The following is a 17,016-nucleotide window of genomic DNA, read 5'->3' as shown; positions in this document are numbered from 1 at the left end:
GCTCCGGGGCGCAACTCAGGCAGGGCGCCCCGGAGCAGGAGCCGGGCAGGGCTCAGTAGGAGACGACGCAGTCGACCTCTACGTCACCAAGGCGGGCGCGTCCACCGAGCTCCTGGAGCTCCAGCAGCATGCATACTGCAGCCACCTGAGCCCCGGCCTGCTCGATCAGGTCTATGGAGGCGCGGGCGGTGCCCCCGGTGGCCAGCACGTCGTCGATCACCAGCACCCGGGAACCGGGACTGACCGAGTCGGGGCGCAGCTCCATGCGGGCAGTGCCGTACTCCAGGGAGTAGTCCTCACCAATCACCGGGCCCGGCAGCTTACCGCCCTTGCGGATGGTCAGCATGCCGATGCCCAGCCGTACCGCCAGGGGGGCGGCCAGGATGAAGCCGCGCGACTCCAGGCCGGCGACGGCGTCGATACGCCCCTGGTAGCACTCCGCCAGGCCCTCGATCAGGGAGGCGAAGGCCGGGCCGTTGGCCAGCAGCGGGGTGATGTCCCGGAACAGCACCCCCGGCTCGGGGAAGTCGGGGATCTCCCGGATGTTGGCCAGCAACAGCTGGGTCAACCGGGCAGGCAGCCTACGGGGGGCTTGGCTCATGAGCGCTTCTTCTTCCGCTTGGGCTGGGCAGAGACGCCCAGGTGGTGGCCGGGTCGCAGTGGAGCGGCGGCGGGGGCCGCAGCCAGGGCCGCCACAGCCTCCTGGTCGCCGTCCAGCTCGGCAATCCTCCGGGCCCGGGCCCCGGCCACCTGCGCGGCCTGCTCGGTGATGACCTTCTCACGGGAGCGCAGGTCCACCAGCAGCGGGGTGGCCAGGAACACGGAGGACAACGTCCCGGCAATCATACCGATGAACATGGTCAGGGCGATGTCCCGCAGGGTACCCGCCCCCAGGATGATGGCCCCGACGAACAGCAGCGAGGCGACCGGCAGCACACCCACCACGGAGGTGTTGATGGAGCGGACGAAGGTCTGGTTGACCGCCAGGTTGGCCAGCTCTGCGTAGGTGGAGCGGCTCTGGGCCTGGAAGCCAGACGTGTTCTCCCGGATCTTGTCAAAGACCACCACCGTGTCGTACAGCGAGTAGCCCAGGATGGTCAGCACGCCGATTACGGTGGCGGGGGTGACCTCAAAGCCGGAGACCACGTACACGCCCATGGTGATCACCACGTCGTGGCACAGGGCCAGCAGGGCGGCGGCCGCCATCTTCCAGGTGCGGAAGTAGGCCCAGATCAGGCCGCCGACCAGCAGGAAGAAGATCACCAGGCCGCGCACGGCCTTGCTGGTGACGTCCCCTGACCAGGTCGGGCCGATCGTGGTGGCGGAGATCTCGGCGGGGGTGACGCCGTAGGCGGTGGCCAGCTCCTCAGAGAGCTGGTCCAGCTGGGGCTTCTCCAGGGAGCTGGTCTGCACCCGCACCGAGGAGGATCCCATGGTGGTCACGGAGGAGCCAGCCGAGTAGCCGCCCTTGGAGATGACCTGGTTGGCGGGTCCCTCAGAAGGGTTCGCGATGCCGGTGACGGTGACCTCCGAGCCGCCCTTGAAGTCGATACCGGGGTTCAGGCCCACCAGGCCCAGCAGGGCGAAGGAGCCTAGCACCACCAATGAGGCCACGGTGTACCAGATCCGCCTCTTAGCGACGAAGGGGATCGAGGTCTTGCCGGAGTAGAGCTCGTTTCCGAGCGCTGCCAGTGACTTCATGCCTGTGCACCGTCCTTTCCGTTGGCGGAACCGGCCTCTAAGGCGTCGTCCCCTGCCGCGCGCACGGCGGCCCGGCGCTCCTGCGCCTTGCGGCGGGCCAAGGAGCCGGTAACCGCCTCAGCCACGGCCTGGCGGCCCTTGCCGTAGGCCGCAAGGCTGTCCGCCCCCAGGCGCTCCGGGTCCAGGCCGGAGAGGCGGTGCCCCTCCCCGAAGAAGGCGAAGCGCAGGATGAAGACCATCATCGGGTGGGTGAACATGAAGATGACCAGCAGGTCCACCACGGTGGTGACCCCCAGGGTGAAGGCGAAGCCCTGCACCCCACCGACGGCCAGGAAGTACAGCACGACGGCGGCCACCAGGTTGACCGAGTCGGAGACCACGATGGTCTGGCGCGCGTGGCGCCAGCCCTCGTCCACGGAGGCCCGCAGCGTGCGGCCGTGGCGCACCTCGTCACGGATGCGCTCGAAGTAGATGATGAAGGAGTCCATGGTGATACCGATTGACACGATCAGGCCCGCCACGCCCGCCAGGGACAGGCGGTAGCCGATCGACCAGCTCAGCAGCGCGATCACCACGTAGGTGATCAGGGCGGCCACCAGCAAGGAGGCCACGGCCACGACCGCCAGGCCCCGGTACTGCCAGGCCAGGTAGACAATGATCAGCAGGAAGCCGATCAGCCCGGCGATCAGGCCGTTGCGCAGCTGCTCGGTGCCCAGGGTGGCGGAGATCTGCTGCTCCGACTGGACCGTGAAGGTCAGGGGCAGGGAGCCGAAGGACAGCTGGTTGGCCAGGTTGTTGGCCCCGACCTGCTTGAACCCGCCAGAGATCTGCACGCGCCCGTCGGTGATGCCGGTGGTGACCCCCTCGGCGAAGCCGGAGGCCATGATGGTCAGACCGTCCAGGACGATGGCGAACTGGGCCTTCTCACTGCTGTGGCTTGGCGGGACGGCCTGGGGCTGGCCCTGGGCGGACTGGTTCTCGACCTTGGCCTGCTCCCGGAAGGCGACCAACCGCTGGGAGACCTCCGCGAAGGTCTGGGTGCCCTGGTCGTTGAACTCCAGGTTCACGACCCACTTGTTGGTGGTCTGGCCCTGGCTGGTGGTCTCCAGGCCGGACTGGGCGTTCTTGATCTCGGTGCCCGCGATGTCGGCCGGCCCCAGCACGTAGGTGGTGCCGGTGCCCTCCTTGTCGCAGGAGATCACCGCCTTGGTCGGGTCCTGGGTCCCGCCCTTGAGGTTCTCCTCCGCCGTGCAGTCCATCATGTAGGCGTCGTAGAGCAGCTGCTCGGTCAGGGCGGCGTCAGAGGAGCTGTCCTGGCTGGTGGCGGGCAGCGGCGTGTCCGTGACCTGCCCGTCGCCGTCGGCGTCCGCGTACTGGGTGGCGACCTGCTCCGCCGTGAGGGTGGGTACCTCGGTGGGGACGGACGGCGTAGCGGCCGGGTCCACCGCCTGCTCCGTGGCCTGCTCAGCAGGCTGTTCCGTGGCCTCCGCCTCCGCAGCGGCCTCCGGGCTGGCCTCGGACGTGGCCTCCGGGCTGGGAGCCTCGGTGGGCTGAGCGGCACTCTCCGTGGCCGGGGCGCTGGCAGCAGCGGAGGCGGCCTGGGCGGCGAGCTGGTTCTGGGCCTCCGCCACCTGGACGGCCGAGCCGTGCAGGATACGCAGCACGGGGCGGAAGTACAGGACGGCGGAGGTGCGCACCAGCTCCAGGGTCTCCGGGCTCGGCCTGCCGGGCAGGGAGACGACGATGTTCTGCCCGCCCTGCCGGGAGATCTGGGCCTCGGCCACACCGGAGGCGTCCACGCGCTGGCGGATGATGCTGATGGCCTGGTCCACGTCCTTCTCGGAGATCTCCGAGCCGTCGGTGGTGGTGGGCGTCAGGATGATCTGGGTGCCCCCCTCCAGGTCCAGGGCTAGGCCCGGGGTGAAGGAGGTGCGGCTGGTGCTGCTCCCGTAGGCCAGGAGCCCGTAGGCCAGGGCGACCACGATCAGCAGGGCCGTGATCACACGGCCCGGGTACTTCAACTGTTTGGTGGACACGGAGTCCCTTCCTGGTTCTCTTGCGGGCCGGGCCGGTCAGGCCTGCGGCTCGTCGGCCTCAGTGTCTTTGGGGACGTCAGCCTGCTCCAGGCTGCTCGTCTCCTCCTCCTCAGCGGCGGCAAAAGGTGGCTGCTCGGCGCCGAGGAGCGCCCGCTTGTGCCACAGCGTCTCGTCTCCCAAGGGCGTGGCGAGGGTGACGACGTCGCCGTCGACCTCGACCAGCTTGCCGTAGAAGCCGGAGTGGGTGCGCACCCAGGTGCCGGGCACCAGCGCCTCCTGCAGGCGCCGGTCCTGCTCTGCCTGCATCTTCTCCTGCTGGCGCTTGGCCATACGGGTCATGAGGAAGAAACCACCACCCATGACGACTAGCATGACGATAAGCGTGGGATCCATTTTGGGCACACCTCTGGTTGGGAACGTGACGGTTGGAGTCTAGGCCACCTTGGGGCCGCTACTGCTACCACGCCCGTTTTCAGGTGCACACGTAAGGCAAACCACATCCCACCGTGTCCTGGCGCGGCTACCGGCGGGACCGCCCGCAGCGTCTGCACGCACCGGCACAGCGCACCGGGCGGGCGCTCAGCCGAAGAGCATCCCCTCGCGGGGGGCCTCCAGCCCCAGGTGGGCGTAGGCAGCGGGGGAGGCGGCCCGGCCCCGGGGGGTGCGCACCACCAGCCCCTCACGCACCAGGTAGGGCTCAGCCACCGTCTCCACCGTCTCCGGCTCCTCCCCCACGCTCACGGCCAAGGTGGTCAGCCCCACCGGACCACCTCCGAAGCGGGTGCACAGGGCCTCCAGGACCAGCCGGTCCAGCCGGTCCAGCCCCAGGGCGTCCACCTCAAAGACCTCCAGCGCCCCCTGGGTGGCGGCCAGGTCCAGCCTTCCGGGGGCCCCGTGGACCTGTGCCCAGTCCTGGACGCGCCGCAGCAGCCGGTTGGCTATGCGGGGCGTGCCCCGGGAGCGGCGGGCCAGCTCCTGGGCGGCCTGCGGCTCCAGCCCCACCCCCAGCAGCCCGGCCGAGCGGCTCAGGATCCGGGTGAGCTCACCAGGACCGTAGTAGTCCAGGTGGCCGGTGAAGCCGAAGCGGTCGCGCAGCGGTGCAGGCAGCAGGCCCGCCCGGGTGGTTGCCCCCACCACGGTGAAGGGCGGCAGGGTCAGGGGGATAGAGGTGGCGCCCGGTCCCTTACCGACCACGATGTCCACCCGGTAGTCCTCCATGGCCAGGTAGAGCATCTCCTCCGCGGTGCGGGCCAGCCGGTGGATCTCGTCGATGAACAGGACGTCGCCCCCCTCCAGGGAGGAGAGGATGGCGGCCAGGTCCCCGGCGTGCTGGATCGCCGGGCCGCTGGTCAGGCGCAGGGAGCCCTCCACCTCCGCGGCGATGATCATGGCCAGGGTGGTCTTGCCCAGGCCGGGCGGGCCGGACAGCAGCACGTGGTCAGGGGTGGCCCCCCGCGCGATGGCCGCCCGCAGCACCACGGAGAGCTGGCCGCGCACCACCTCCTGGCCGATGAAGTCCTCGAGGCGCTTGGGGCGCAGCGCCGCCTCCGAGGCCCTCTCCGCCTCGTCAGCGCCGGGGCCCACCACCCGCGCCGGAGCCTGCTCCCACTCAGCCACGTCGGCCCCCTCCTAGCAGGCGCAGTGCGGCGCGCAGGAGCTCGGGCACGCCCAGGGTGGAGCCTTCCGCGGTGCCCTCCACCTCAGCCACCGCCTGGGTGGCTGCCGCCTCGCTCCAGCCCAGCTGCACCAGGGCGGCGACGACGTCGGGGTTGGCGCTGCCCGCGGCAGCCTGGTCGGCGGCGGGCACCACCGGGGGCAGCTCGCCGCCACGCACCGCCCCCAGCTTGTCACCGACGTCGATAATCACCCGCTGTGCCCCCTTGGGGCCCAGGCCCGGCACGCGCTTGAGTGCCGCCACGTCCTGGCTGGCGATGATCCGGCGCAGCGAGTCCGGGGTGTGGACCGCCAGCATCGCCAGGGCCAGCTTGGCCCCCACGCCCTTGGCCCCGAGCAGCACCTGGAAGCAGTCACGCTCATCTACCTCAGCGAAGCCGTAGAGGGTCAGGGAGTCCTCCCGGACGATCAGCTCGGTGTAGACCTGGGCCTCCTGCCCCACCTGCAAGCCCGCCAGGGTGGTGGGGGTGGCCAGGACCCGCAGCCCCACACCACCGACCTCGATGACGGCGGCGCTGAGGCTGAGGTCCAGCACCTTGCCACGCAGTGAGGAGATCATGGGTGTCCTTAGCCTTCCAGTTGTGACTGCCAGTGCCTGCCGGTACCTGCGGGCAGGACCCGCCTGGGCCAGCCGCTACTGGGACCGGCGCCAGCCCCACCAGGCACCACCCTAGTCGAACATATGTGCGAACTGTAGCAGGCTCAGGGGCTACGACGGCGGAGACGGCGCGGGTCCACGGCGCCGGTGCGGCGGGCGGCGGCCTGGGCGGCCGCCCACTGCTGCTGGGCGGGGGTGCGGGCGCTCGCGCGCACGGCCCCTCCGGCTGAGACCATCTCCGTGATCCCGTCCGCGCCGGTGCCCCCGCCCCGCCAGCCGTGGCAGATGGCCTGCGCCAGGGCGTCAGCGGCGTCGGCAGGCCGGGGCGGCTCCGTCAGGCCCAGGATCCGCTGGACCATGGCCTGCACCTGGGCCTTGCCCGCGGTGCCGGAGCCGGTCACGGCGGCCTTGGCCTCGGAGGGGGTGTGCTGGGCGACCTCCAGGCCCGCCCGGGCCCCGGCCACCATCACCACGCCCATCACCTGGGCCACGCCGATCACCGAGCGCAGGTTGTCCTGCGCGAAGACCCGCTCCACCGAGACAGCGTTGGGCCCCAGGCGGGCGATCCAGTCCTCCAGGGCCTCGGCCACGGCCAGCAGGCGCAGCTCTGGGCTGGTGTGCGGCGCGGTGCGCACCACCCCGACCTCCACCAGGCGCGCCCGGCGCCGGGAGTCGATGTCCACGCAGCCCAGGCCGCAGCGGGTCAGGCCGGGGTCCACTCCCAGGACCCGCAGCCGGCTCACGGACACACGGCTAGAGGCTGGCACGGCAGCGACCCGGCAGGCTCAGTCCTCCTCGGACTCCAGGGCAGCGGCGACCTCGGCGGAGACTTCCACGGAGGTGAAGACGTTCTGCACGTCGTCCAGGTCCTCCAGGGCGTCGATCAGGCGCATGACCTTCCTGGCGCCCTCCAGGTCCACCTCCACCTTGGTGGCGGCCACGAACTGGGACTCGGCCGACTCGTACTCCATACCGGCCTCGGTGACGGCCTGGCGCACCGCCACCAGGTCCGTGGGCTCGCAGATGACCTCGAAGGACTCCGGGCCCTCCACGACCTCCTCGGCGCCCGCCTCCAGGACCGCCATCAGGATGGTGTCCTCGTCAATGCCCTCCGCCTTGGCGATCTCCACGATGCCCTTGCGGCTGAAGTTGTAGGCCACCGAGCCGGGGTCGGCCAGGTTGCCGCCGGTGCGCGTGAAGGCCACCCGCACGTCAGAGGCCGCCCGGTTGCGGTTGTCGGTCAGGCACTCCACCAGGAAGGCCACCCCGGCTGGCCCGTAGCCCTCGTACATGATGGTCTGCCAGTCGGCGCCACCGGCCTCCTCGCCGGAGCCACGCTTGACGGCACGGGTGATGTTGTCGGCCGGGACGGAGTTCTTCTTGGCCTTCTGGATCGCGTCGAACAGGGTCGGGTTGCCAGCCGGGTCGCCGCCGCCGGTGCGGGCCGCGACCTCGATGTTCTTGATCAGGCGCGCAAAGAGCTTGCCCCGCTTGGCGTCGATCGCGGCCTTCTTGTGCTTGGTGGTGGCCCACTTAGAGTGCCCCGACATATGTCCTCCTGGCTCTAGATCGTCTTGCGCCCGCCCGGGACGCCTCGCTGCCACCGTCGGCCGGGCCCGGCTGACGGAAAACCTCGGCAATCCTAACGCCCGGCTCCGCCCAGGCTAGAACCGCAGCCGCCTGGGCCCCGCCGGGCCGCGAGAGCCTGGACACGTCTCAGTCCTCCTCCACCATCCGGTGCAGCCGCCCGTCCCAGCCCTCCAGCAGCTGGCGGGCCAGGGCAGGCAGGTTCCGGGGGTAGACGGTCAGCCCGGTGGCCACGGCGGCGTCCAGCTCCTCCAGGCTCCACCAGCGCAGGGAGTCCAGCACCTCCCGCTCCTGGGCGGTCCACCCCGAGCGGTCCAGCTGGCCGTCCTCCCCCTGGAGCTCGTCCGCCTGCCGCACGTCCTGGCCCTCCAGGCGCACCAGGTAGTAGAGCTCGTTCTGCCGGCAGGTGACCAGGTTGAACTCGAAGCGTGAGGAGCGCTCCAGCACCGGACCGTGCAGCTGCTCCGGGCGCAGGCCCAGGCCCGTCTCCTCTAACAGCTCCCGGCGGGCCCCTTCCAGGGGGCTCTCTCCGGGCAGCAGGCCCCCACCAGGGGTGAAGGCCCAGCAGTGGGCGGCGTCGCCGAAGTCGTGGCCCTCCACCAGCAGGATCGCGGGCTCCGGGACGGTGCGCAGGGCGATGACCCGGGCGGCCTCCCGCGCGGGCAGGCCCTCATGGTTCAGCCGCCACTCCTGGGGATCCAGGAGCTCGCGCCAGTTGTCGGGCACCCTCCCCGGAACGGCTCCACAGGTCATCTCAGGCCCGTCCCTGGTAGACCTGGCGGGCGTAGACCACCCGGTCCAGCAGGGCGCGCTCTTGTTGCTGGAAGCTGGCCTCAGCGTGTCCCTGCATGGCCCGACGGCGCAGGTTGGCCAGCTCGGAGGCGGCCTTCTGGAAGTCCTGCATCGCCTGCCCCTGGCGTGGCCCCAGCCTGTTGGCCCAGGTGCGGGCCAACCTCCTGCCGCTGAAGGTGGAGAGCATATCGATCTCAGCCGGCACGAACCAGCCAGAGCCGGCGTAGTCCAGCAGGCGCAGCCGCAGGGTCTTGCGCTCCGCGGCGCGCAGGCCCACCACCAGGCCCACGAAGCCGAAGAACAGCGGCACCTCCACGAAGAAGTAGGTGGACAGCGGGTTGGAGGAGACCACCCCGTTCCAGAAGGCGTGCATGCCTATCGCCCCGGCCAGCCCCAGGGGGGTCATCCACACCCAGGCCTGGCGGGAGCGCATGGTGGCGCTAACCCCTAGGGCCAGGCCGGTGCTGGCGGTGAACATGATGTGCGCGAAGGGCGAGGCCACCCCGCGCAGCACGAAGGTCAGCAGGATCGTGTCCTGGTACCTGACGAAGTACAGGATGTTCTCCGCAAAAGCAAAGCCCGCCGCGGTCACCGCCGCGTAGACCACCCCGTCCACCGGGCCGTCAAAGTTGCGCCGCCAGATCAGGAAGATCAGCAGCACCCCCAGGCCCTTGGTGGCCTCCTCGATCACGGGGGCGGAGATCACGGCGGAGAAGGACTGGGCGTCGAAAGGGTCGCCGGTGGCCCCGTAGGCCAAGGCGGAGGCGGTGGTGTTGACCACGATCGAGACCACCGTGCTGACCCCGGCCCCCCACAGGAAGGCGGTCAGCAGCAGCCCGAAGGGCTCCGGCTCCCAGCGGTCCACCCAGATCACGGAGCCCAGCACCACGGCCAGGGGGATCAGGGCCAGCAGGGTGGGCAGCAGCAGCCCCAGCGCCCCACCTGCCTGGGAGGCGATGAGCCACAGCACCCCCAGCAGGCCAGCGCCCCCGAGCAGGGTCAGTCCGTAGCGGGCGTAGTCGCTGCGCCGGGACTGGGCGATGGCCCCGGGCTGTATCCAGGACACTGAGCTCTCGTAGCTGATGCGCTCCGCCTGCGCGGTAGCCAGCCCCAGGGCCTGTCCCTTGGGGGTGTATCCGGGCCGGGGCGCCCAGCCGTCTCCAGGTCTCAACATGCTCATGGTCTCTCCTCAGGCGCAGGGACGCAGCTGGGGGCGGTCTCGTCGTCGACGTCGAAGGTGCCGGGGCTCGGGGCGTGGCCAGCCAGGTGCAGCAGGCGCACGTCCCAGTCCGCGCGGATCCGTATGGTCTCAGACACGTGCGTGTCGTGGAAGCGGCGGGCCAGCATCAGCCGGTAGCAGCTGCGGTCCAGGTTGGCCAGGGCGGCCTCCGCCACCAGGTCCCCGGCCAGCTCGGCGCGGGTCTCGGCGTCCACCACGGTGCGCAGCACCCGGGACAGGTCGGACTCTACCTGGGCCCGGCTGCGGTCCTGGCCCGCGGGGCCGCTGGCGGCGCGCGGCTCCGGGTCCAGCCCGTCGTCGACCACGGGCGCCTCGCAGGACAGCGCCTCGCGGGCGGCCTCCGCCAGCAGCAGGCCGGAGGCCGGGTCCAGGACCCCGGCCCCCACCAGGTCCAGGGCGGCCTGGGCGCGGTGCACCAGCTGGGCCTCCAGGGTGGCCCGGGCCCCCAGGACCTGGCGGTGCAGGCGGTCTACCCGCAGGGCCTTGGCGTACAGCAGCCAGCCCAGCAGGGACAGCGCCAGCACCACGGCGAGGACTACGGCAGCGGTTGTGGAGAGCATGGTGGTCAGTCCTGCCAGGTTTCCCGCAGGCGCCCCAAGGCGGTGCGCTGGCCGGGAGCCAGGCAGACACGGGTGTGGGCGGTGGACAGGGCCATGTCGTAGACGTCCAGCACCGCGTCAGTGACGGCGGACCAGTCGTAGCGTCCCACGACGGCGTCGGCGGCCTCCTTGCGGGCCTGGGAGGCGGGCAGGTCGGTGACGGTCTGGACGATGACGCGCGCCAGGTCGGCGCTGTCCTCGTTGCGGAACAGTGCCCCGTAGCGGCCCTGCCCCAGCACGTCGGAGAAGGCCTTGAGGTCGGAGGCCACCACGAAGGCCCCGGCGGCCATGGCCTCCACCAGCACGATGCCGAAGGACTCTCCCCCGGTCTGGGGGGCCACGTAGCAGGTGGCGGAGGCCAGCAGCGCCGCCTTCTGGGTGTCGGAGACCCCGCCCAGGAAGACCACGTGCTCGCCGTAGCGGGCCAGGGCCTCCCGGCTGCGCTCGGCCTCCCCCCGCCCGGCGATCAGGAAGCGTGCCCCGGGCACCTGCTCCAGGACGGCGGGCACGGCGGCGGCCAGCACGGGCAGGCCCTTGCGCGGCTCGTCCAGGCGGCCTAGGAAGGCGATGGTGGGGGCCTCCGGGCTGCCGGTGAGCGCCGGGTCCACCTGGGCGTCCCGGAAGGGCTGCACGTAGACACCGTTGGGGATGACCACCGCGTCCCCGCCGTGGTACTGGATGAGGGTGCGCCGGGCCTCCTCGGACACGGCGATCCGGGCAGTGAGCTTCTCCATGAGCGGCACGACCGCCGGGGAGAGCAGCTCGCGGGCGTAGGAGCGGTCCATCGCGGCGTGGAAGGTCCCCACCACGGGGCCTACGGCGGCCTGCAGGGCCAGCATCCCGACGCTGGGGATGATGGGCTCGTGTATGTGCAGCAGGTCGAAGTCGCCCTCAGCCAGCCAGCGGCGGGTGGCCCGCATGGCCCGGGTGCCGAAGCTGAGCCGGGCCACGGAGCCGTTGTAGGGGATGGAGACCGAGGCACCGGCGCTGGTGAACCACTGGGGCAGGTCGGCCAGGGCGGACTCGGAGGAGACGGGAGCGAGCACCTGCACCTCGTGCCCACGGCGCCGCAGCTCACCAGCCAGGTCCATGACATGGACCTGCACCCCGCCGGGGGCGTCAAAGGAGTAGGGACAGACGATCCCGATCCTCATACGGCTCCCTCCTGCCGAGGGCCTGCTGCCCCGCTGACGGGGCCAGGGTAGCGGTTGCCGGGGGCCGCCTGCTCCTGGGCGTGGCGGCGGGCCAGCCGCTGCTGGTCCAGGTCGGCGGTGAAGACCGCCTGCAGCATGTGCCAGTCCAGGGGGTGGGCGGCCAGCAGCGGGGACACCACCCGGGCCCAGGCACGGGTGTGGGCAGCCACCTGCTCCCGCCCGCGCAACCCGGCCGGGGCGGGAACTCCCCGGACGGTGAGCACCACGCCCCAAGGGCTGCCCGCCCGCCGACGCCGTTCCCCGGTGAGCCGCTCGTAGTGCATGGTGCCGGTGTACAGGGGCAGGTCCAGCCGCTGGGCCAGGGCAGCGGGTCCGGCGGCACAGCGAGCCGGGTGGCCGCACAGCTCCACCTCCACCCCGGCACTGGACAGGTCGCGGTCAGCGAGCAGGGGGACCACCAGGTGCTCGCCCCGGGAGCGGGCCTGCTGGAGCTCGTGCACCAGCTGGTCGAATACCCGCTGGCCGTGCTGCTGCCCGATGATCCGCACCCCCAGGGACTGCCGGAAGGCCAGGAACTGCGCAAAGAGGTCTGCGGGCTCCAGCTTCTCGGCCACTGTCAGCACGGGGGCGAGCTCCTGGACGGCCCAGGCGGCGGTCAGGTCCCAGTTGCCCGTGTGGGTCAGGGCGACGACGACGCTGCCGCGCCGCAGGTCCTGGCGGAGGTGGGGGTCCAGCTCGGCGCGCAGCCGGTGGCGCAGCTGCTCCGGCTTGAGCGAGGCCAGGGTGAAGGCCTCGTAGAAGTAGCGCAGGTAGGAACGCATGGCGGCCCGTGAGGCGCGGCGCAGGGCGCCGTCGGACTGCGGGGGCATGATGCGTGCCAGGTTGCGTTCCAGCTGGCCCACGCCCGGCTCTCCCCCGCGCAGGCGGTGCAGCGCCCAGGCGGCGTCGGCCCCCAGGTTGAACAGGCCCCGCCCCACGGGCGCGGGCAGCCGCCCCAGGTGCCGCCAGGCCAGGCGGTAGGCGTCCTGGACACCGGGGCGTCTCACCGGGCCGCCTCCTGTGCCGCAGGCGCCTCCGGGGCCTCGCGGGCGTCGAGCTGCCGCTTGGTGGTGGCCACCCGCTGGACCACGGTCACCAGCGAGCCCGCAGCCACCAGGCCCAGGGCGGCGGTAAGCACCCAGCTGGGGGCGCCCAGGCCCACCGCCACCACCCCGACGGCGGCCACGACCAGCCGGTCGGTGCGCTCAGCCACCCCTACCGCGGCGCTGGCCCCCAGGGACTCGGCCTTGGCGCGGGTGTAGGAGACCACCTCGGCGAGCACCACGCTGGCCAGGGCCAGGGCCAGGGTGGTGGTGCGCAGCGGGCCCGCCTCCAGGTGCAGGGCCGCCCAGGCGGCCAGGGAGCCGAAGATGGCGCCGTCGGCTACCCGGTCCATGGTGGAGTCCAGGAAGCCACCGAACACCGAGGTCCTGCCGGTGGCCCGGGCCAGGATCCCGTCAAAGGAGTCCCCCGCCACCGCCAGGGCCAGCAGGCCGGTGCCCAGCAGGAAGCGCCCCTGGGGCAGGGTGGCCACAGCGATCGAGACGGTGAGCACCGTCCCGGTGACCGTGAGCATGTTGGGGGTGACCCCCAGCCGGGCCAGGGCCAGGGCGGGCCGGGTGAACAGGGCCTTGGTGAGGCTGCGTCCGTGCTGTCCGAGCATGTTCTGGGATCACCTTCCTCAGGGGGTGCGGGCTCAGTGGCTGCTGCTGGGAGCCTGGTCCCAGGCCTGGGCGAGCAGCTCGCGCTGCTCCCCCAGCAGCTGGGGCACCGGTTTGGTCCTGCCGATCAACGGCATGAAGTTGGCGTCCCCGGTCCACCGGGGCACGACGTGCTGGTGCAGGTGGGCGGAGATACCCGCCCCGGCCACCTCCCCCTGGTTCATGCCCAGGTTGAAGCCGTGGGGGTGGGCCACGTGCCGCACCACCTCCATGGCCCGGGCGGTCAGCACCCCGATCTCGGCGCGCTCCTGCACGGTGGCCTGGGTCCAGTCCGGGAAGTGCCGGTAGGGGCACACCAGCAGGTGGCCGGTGTTGTAGGGGTAGAGGTTCATCAGCACGTAGGCGCTCTCCCCCCGGTGCACCACCAGGGCCTCCTCGTCGGCCCTACCCGGGGCCGCGCAGAACGGGCACTGGGAGACGGAGGCGTCCTTGGGCTTGTCCTGCCCCCCGATGTAGACCATGCGGTGCGGGGTCCACAGGCGGCCGAAAGGCTCCGGGGCCTGCGGGTGCTGGAAGGGCAGCTCCACCCGCACGCCGTCCACCACGGCCCCCTGGAAAGGGGCCGTACCGGCTGCGGGCACGGCACCGGGTGCGGGCTGCTCAGTCACGGCTGAGCTTCTCCCCCGCCGGGTCGTTGACGCGCTCAGCCACCACCCGGGCGATATGGGCCACCGCCTGCGCCACGGGCACCCCGTTGGCCTGGCTGCCGTCACGGAAGCGGAAGGAGACGGCCCCGGCCTCGACGTCCTCCCCGCCCGCGATCAGGGTGAAGGGCACCTTGTCCTTGGCGGCGTTGCGGATCTTCTTGCCGAAGCGGTCGTCGGAGTGGTCGGTCTCCACGCGCAGGCCCTGGGCACGCAGCTGGGCGGCGACCTCGTCCACGTAGCCGTCGAAGGCCTCCGCCACGGGCACCAGGCGCACCTGCACCGGGGCCAGCCAGGCGGGGAAGGCCCCCGCGTAGTGCTCGGTGAGCACGCCGATAAAGCGCTCCAGGGCCCCGAACTTGGCGGCGTGGATCATGACCGGCCGCTGGTGGCTGCCGTCGGCGGCGGTGTACTCCAGGCCGAAACGCTCGGGCTGGTTGAAGTCGTACTGGACGGTGGACATCTGCCAGGTGCGGCCGATCGCGTCCTTGGCCTGGACCGAGATCTTGGGCCCGTAGAAGGCGGCGCCGCCCGGGTCGGCGACCACCTGCAGCCCGTGCTCGGCCGCACACTGCTGCGCGATCTCCTCCAGGATGCGGGTGGCGCTGTCCCACTGCTCGTCGGTGCCGATGAACTTCTCCTTCTTGCGGCCGTCCTCGTCCCGCGTGGAGACCTCCAGGTAAAAGTCGTCCAGGCCGAAGTCCGCCAGGAGGGTCAGCACAAAGCTCAGCAGGTGGCGCACCTCGTCGGGGGCCTGCTCGGGCGTGCAGTAGGAGTGGGAGTCGTCCTGGGTGATGGAGCGCACCCGGGTCAGGCCCTGCAGCACCCCGGACTTCTCGTTGCGGTAGACGGTGCCGAACTCGAAGAAGCGCAGGGGCAGCTCCCGGTAGGAGCGTCCCCGGCTCTTGAAGATCAGGTTGTGCATGGGGCAGTTCATGGCCTTGAGGTAGTAGGCCTGACCGTCGTCGTCCATGGGCGGGAACATGCCATCGGCGTAGTAGGGCAGGTGCCCGGAGGTGTGGAACAGCCCCTCCCGGGAGATGTGGGGGGTGCCCACGTACAGGAAGCCGTTGTCAACGTGGGCCTGGCGCACGTAGTCCTCCATGACCCGCTTGAGCACACCACCCTTGGGGTGGAAGACGGGCAGGCCCGCCCCCAGCTCCTCGGGGAAGGAGAACAGGTCCAGCTCGGCGCCCAGACGGCGGTGGTCGCGGCGCTCGGCCTCCTTGAGGCGCTCCTGGTAGGCCTTGAGGTCCTCCTTGCTGGCCCAGGCGGTGCCGTAGATGCGCTGCAGGGAGTCGCCGTTCTGGTCACCCTTCCAGTAGGCGGAGGAGAACTTGGTCAGGGCAAAGCCCTGGCCGATGTGCCGGGTGGAGGGCAGGTGGGGGCCGCGGCACAGGTCCTTCCAGGCCACGGTGCCGTCGCGGCGCACGTTGTCGTAGATGGTCAGGCCGCCAGCCCCCACCTCCACGCTGGCGGAGGCCTCTGCGCCCTGCCCCTTGGTGGTGATGAGCTCGAGCTTGTAGGGCTGGTCGGCCAGCTCGGCCCGCCCCTCCTGCTCAGAGATGTCGCGCCGCCGGAAGGTCTGGCCCTCCTTGACGATGCGCTTCATGCGCTTCTCGATCTCGCGCAGCAGCTCGGGGGTGACGGCGTCGATCCCCCCGAAGTCGTAGTAGAAGCCGTCGGTGATGAAGGGGCCGATGCCCAGGTTCACCTCCGGGAAGACCTCCTGGACGGCCTGCGCCATCACGTGGGTGCAGGAGTGGCGCAGGATCTCCAGGCCCGTGGGACTGGACAGGGTGATGGGCTCGACGGCGGCCCCGGCCGGCAGCTGCCGGGACAGGTCCCAGGGCTCGCCGTCCACCCGCATGGCCACGACCTCACGGTCGGTCTCAAAGAGCTCGGTCCCGGTGGTGCCCGGCGTGACCTGGCGCGGGACGCCGTCGAGGGTGATGTTCATGCTGGGCTGCTCAGCCATGCGGGTGCTCCTTGTGCTCTTGACCTCCCGGGGCTGTACGGGTGCCCCGGGTCGGCCTGAGTCTACCCGCCTGCTAGCGCCGTCCTGCTCTGCCGCCTGCCCTACCGGCAGGCAGCCAGAGCGCGCTGGCGCCCCGAGCGGCACCGGCCCGGCCTGCGCCTCAGCGCAGCACGCGCTCTCTGAGCCCACGGGCCAGGTCACGGCCCTTCTTGGCGGCCAGCAGGCCCTGGTACAGGGCCGGGCGCACGGGGACGTCCCAGGCGCCGTCGACCTCAGTGGGGTGCTGGGCGTAGCGGCGCTTGTACTGGCCCACCGTGTAGAGCTCGGGCACGCGGGCCGAGTCCGCCCCCATCAGGTCCATGCCGCGGAAGCCCTCCTGGGCCAGCTGGCAGGCCACCCACCAGTCCAGGGCCTCGGCAGCCCGGAACTTGCGGGACTCGTTGGAGGAGGCTCCGTAGGGCACCACCGCGTCCTTGCCCACGGTGGTCACGATGTCCCAGGCGTGGGGCACGCCGTCCTTGCGCAGCACGAACAGGCGGGCGTGCTCGGGTCCCAGGGCGTTCAGGAAGCTCCAGTAGGTCTGCATGGGGTGGGCGCTGAAGCCGTCCCGGCGGGCGGTCTCGGCCAGCACCTCGTATACCTCCGCGAACTCGGCGCGGCTCAGGCCGGTCTCCTCCGCGATGGTGCAGCCCGCCTCCTGCGCGACCCGCTGGGCGCGGCGCACGCCCCGGCGGCCGTCCCGCGGCATGGCGTCACTGATCGCCTCAGGGGTCTTGCCGCTCAGGTCGATCACGTAGGTGCGGTCGTAGGTGATGGTGCTGGCCAGCTCGTGCAGGTCCGGGGCCTGGTAGCGGGCGTGCATGCGGATAAAGACCACGGAGGGCTCGCGGCGGCGGACCTCCTGGACCAGCAGACGGCGCAGGTGGGCCTCCCGCTGCGGGGACTGCTCCCGGAACCAGGTGGGGCCGTGCTTGGCCCACAGGAAGTGGCTGCCGCCCAGCTTGTAGGGGTACAGGGCGATGGTGGCCACCGCCTTCTCCCCCTCCTCGTAGAGGTAGCGGCCCCACACGGGGCGCCCCTGGCTGCGCTCGAAGCGCTCCCAGGCCTCGGTCTGCTCGATCGCCACCGGCGTGCAGCCGGCCGCGATGCGCATCTGCTTGGCGTCCACGCGGCGCAGGGTCTCGGTCCGGTCCGCGGTCTCAGGGTTGGTCCCCACGTCATCCTCCGATGCCTTGGTTCTGGTTCTGTAAGAG

17 protein-coding genes are annotated in these 17,016 nt (G+C 71.4%); all 17 read right to left on the bottom strand.

The annotated features are described in order from the left end of the window. Positions 1-52 precede the first annotated feature (52 nt). Complete coding sequence (locus tag JG540_RS04910; RefSeq protein ID WP_200277716.1) at positions 53-601, bottom strand: adenine phosphoribosyltransferase; 549 nt, start codon at positions 599-601, stop codon at positions 53-55. Next, a complete protein-coding gene (secF, locus tag JG540_RS04905; RefSeq protein WP_200277715.1) occupies positions 598-1,701 on the bottom strand; it encodes a protein translocase subunit SecF in 1,104 nt (367 codons plus the stop codon). The genes JG540_RS04910 and secF overlap by 4 nt, the downstream gene beginning before the upstream one ends. After that, positions 1,698-3,737, bottom strand: coding sequence for a protein translocase subunit SecD (gene secD / locus JG540_RS04900; protein ID WP_200277713.1), 2,040 nt, complete (start codon positions 3,735-3,737; stop codon positions 1,698-1,700). Before secD ends, secF begins: the two co-directional genes overlap by 4 nt. Before the next feature lie 36 nt (positions 3,738-3,773). Next, positions 3,774-4,130, bottom strand: coding sequence for a preprotein translocase subunit YajC (locus tag JG540_RS04895; protein WP_325133434.1), 357 nt, complete (start codon positions 4,128-4,130; stop codon positions 3,774-3,776). A gap of 186 nt (positions 4,131-4,316) precedes the next feature. Next, on the bottom strand, positions 4,317-5,354 hold the full coding sequence (gene ruvB / locus JG540_RS04890; RefSeq protein WP_200277711.1) for a Holliday junction branch migration DNA helicase RuvB: 1,038 nt from the start codon (positions 5,352-5,354) through the stop codon (positions 4,317-4,319). Next, positions 5,347-5,970 (bottom strand): Holliday junction branch migration protein RuvA, encoded by a 624-nt coding sequence (gene ruvA, locus JG540_RS04885; RefSeq protein WP_200277709.1) that lies wholly within the window; start codon positions 5,968-5,970, stop codon positions 5,347-5,349. The genes ruvB and ruvA overlap by 8 nt, the downstream gene beginning before the upstream one ends. Before the next feature lie 143 nt (positions 5,971-6,113). Then, positions 6,114-6,692, bottom strand: a complete 579-nt coding sequence (locus tag JG540_RS04880) for a crossover junction endodeoxyribonuclease RuvC (RefSeq protein WP_234042971.1) — start codon at positions 6,690-6,692, stop codon at positions 6,114-6,116. Positions 6,693-6,794: 102 nt separating this feature from the next. After that, a complete protein-coding gene (locus JG540_RS04875) occupies positions 6,795-7,559 on the bottom strand; it encodes a YebC/PmpR family DNA-binding transcriptional regulator (RefSeq protein ID WP_200277707.1) in 765 nt (254 codons plus the stop codon). A gap of 166 nt (positions 7,560-7,725) precedes the next feature. Then, positions 7,726-8,349: an NUDIX hydrolase gene (locus JG540_RS04870; RefSeq protein ID WP_200277705.1), complete on the bottom strand. Its 624-nt coding sequence runs from the start codon at positions 8,347-8,349 to the stop codon at positions 7,726-7,728. 1 nt (position 8,350) lies between these two features. Continuing rightward, positions 8,351-9,568, bottom strand: a complete 1,218-nt coding sequence (locus JG540_RS04865) for a PrsW family intramembrane metalloprotease (protein WP_234042918.1) — start codon at positions 9,566-9,568, stop codon at positions 8,351-8,353. Then, on the bottom strand, positions 9,565-10,188 hold the full coding sequence (locus JG540_RS04860; protein ID WP_200277703.1) for a hypothetical protein: 624 nt from the start codon (positions 10,186-10,188) through the stop codon (positions 9,565-9,567). The genes JG540_RS04865 and JG540_RS04860 overlap by 4 nt, the downstream gene beginning before the upstream one ends. Before the next feature lie 5 nt (positions 10,189-10,193). Continuing rightward, positions 10,194-11,381 (bottom strand): glycosyltransferase family 4 protein, encoded by a 1,188-nt coding sequence (locus tag JG540_RS04855; RefSeq protein ID WP_200277701.1) that lies wholly within the window; start codon positions 11,379-11,381, stop codon positions 10,194-10,196. Beyond that, positions 11,378-12,427, bottom strand: coding sequence for a phosphatidylinositol mannoside acyltransferase (locus JG540_RS04850; RefSeq protein WP_200277699.1), 1,050 nt, complete (start codon positions 12,425-12,427; stop codon positions 11,378-11,380). Before JG540_RS04850 ends, JG540_RS04855 begins: the two co-directional genes overlap by 4 nt. Beyond that, on the bottom strand, positions 12,424-13,083 hold the full coding sequence (gene pgsA / locus JG540_RS04845; RefSeq protein ID WP_200277697.1) for a phosphatidylinositol phosphate synthase: 660 nt from the start codon (positions 13,081-13,083) through the stop codon (positions 12,424-12,426). Before pgsA ends, JG540_RS04850 begins: the two co-directional genes overlap by 4 nt. 33 nt (positions 13,084-13,116) lie before the next feature. Next, the gene (locus JG540_RS04840; RefSeq protein ID WP_200278115.1) at positions 13,117-13,722 is read right to left on the bottom strand and encodes an HIT family protein; all 606 of its coding nucleotides are present in this window, start codon (positions 13,720-13,722) and stop codon (positions 13,117-13,119) included. A 19-nt stretch (positions 13,723-13,741) separates the two neighbouring features. Beyond that, positions 13,742-15,763, bottom strand: coding sequence for a threonine--tRNA ligase (thrS, locus tag JG540_RS04835; RefSeq protein WP_200277695.1), 2,022 nt, complete (start codon positions 15,761-15,763; stop codon positions 13,742-13,744). A gap of 160 nt (positions 15,764-15,923) precedes the next feature. Continuing rightward, the gene (locus JG540_RS04830; protein WP_234042917.1) at positions 15,924-16,979 is read right to left on the bottom strand and encodes a lipid II:glycine glycyltransferase FemX; all 1,056 of its coding nucleotides are present in this window, start codon (positions 16,977-16,979) and stop codon (positions 15,924-15,926) included. Positions 16,980-17,016 lie beyond the last annotated feature (37 nt).

This window comes from Actinomyces weissii (assembly GCF_016598775.1).
Taxonomy (GTDB): Bacteria; Actinomycetota; Actinomycetes; order Actinomycetales; family Actinomycetaceae; genus Actinomyces; species Actinomyces weissii.
Note: the sequence above shows the minus strand (reverse complement) of the source record. Positions and strands in the feature narration are given on the sequence as shown.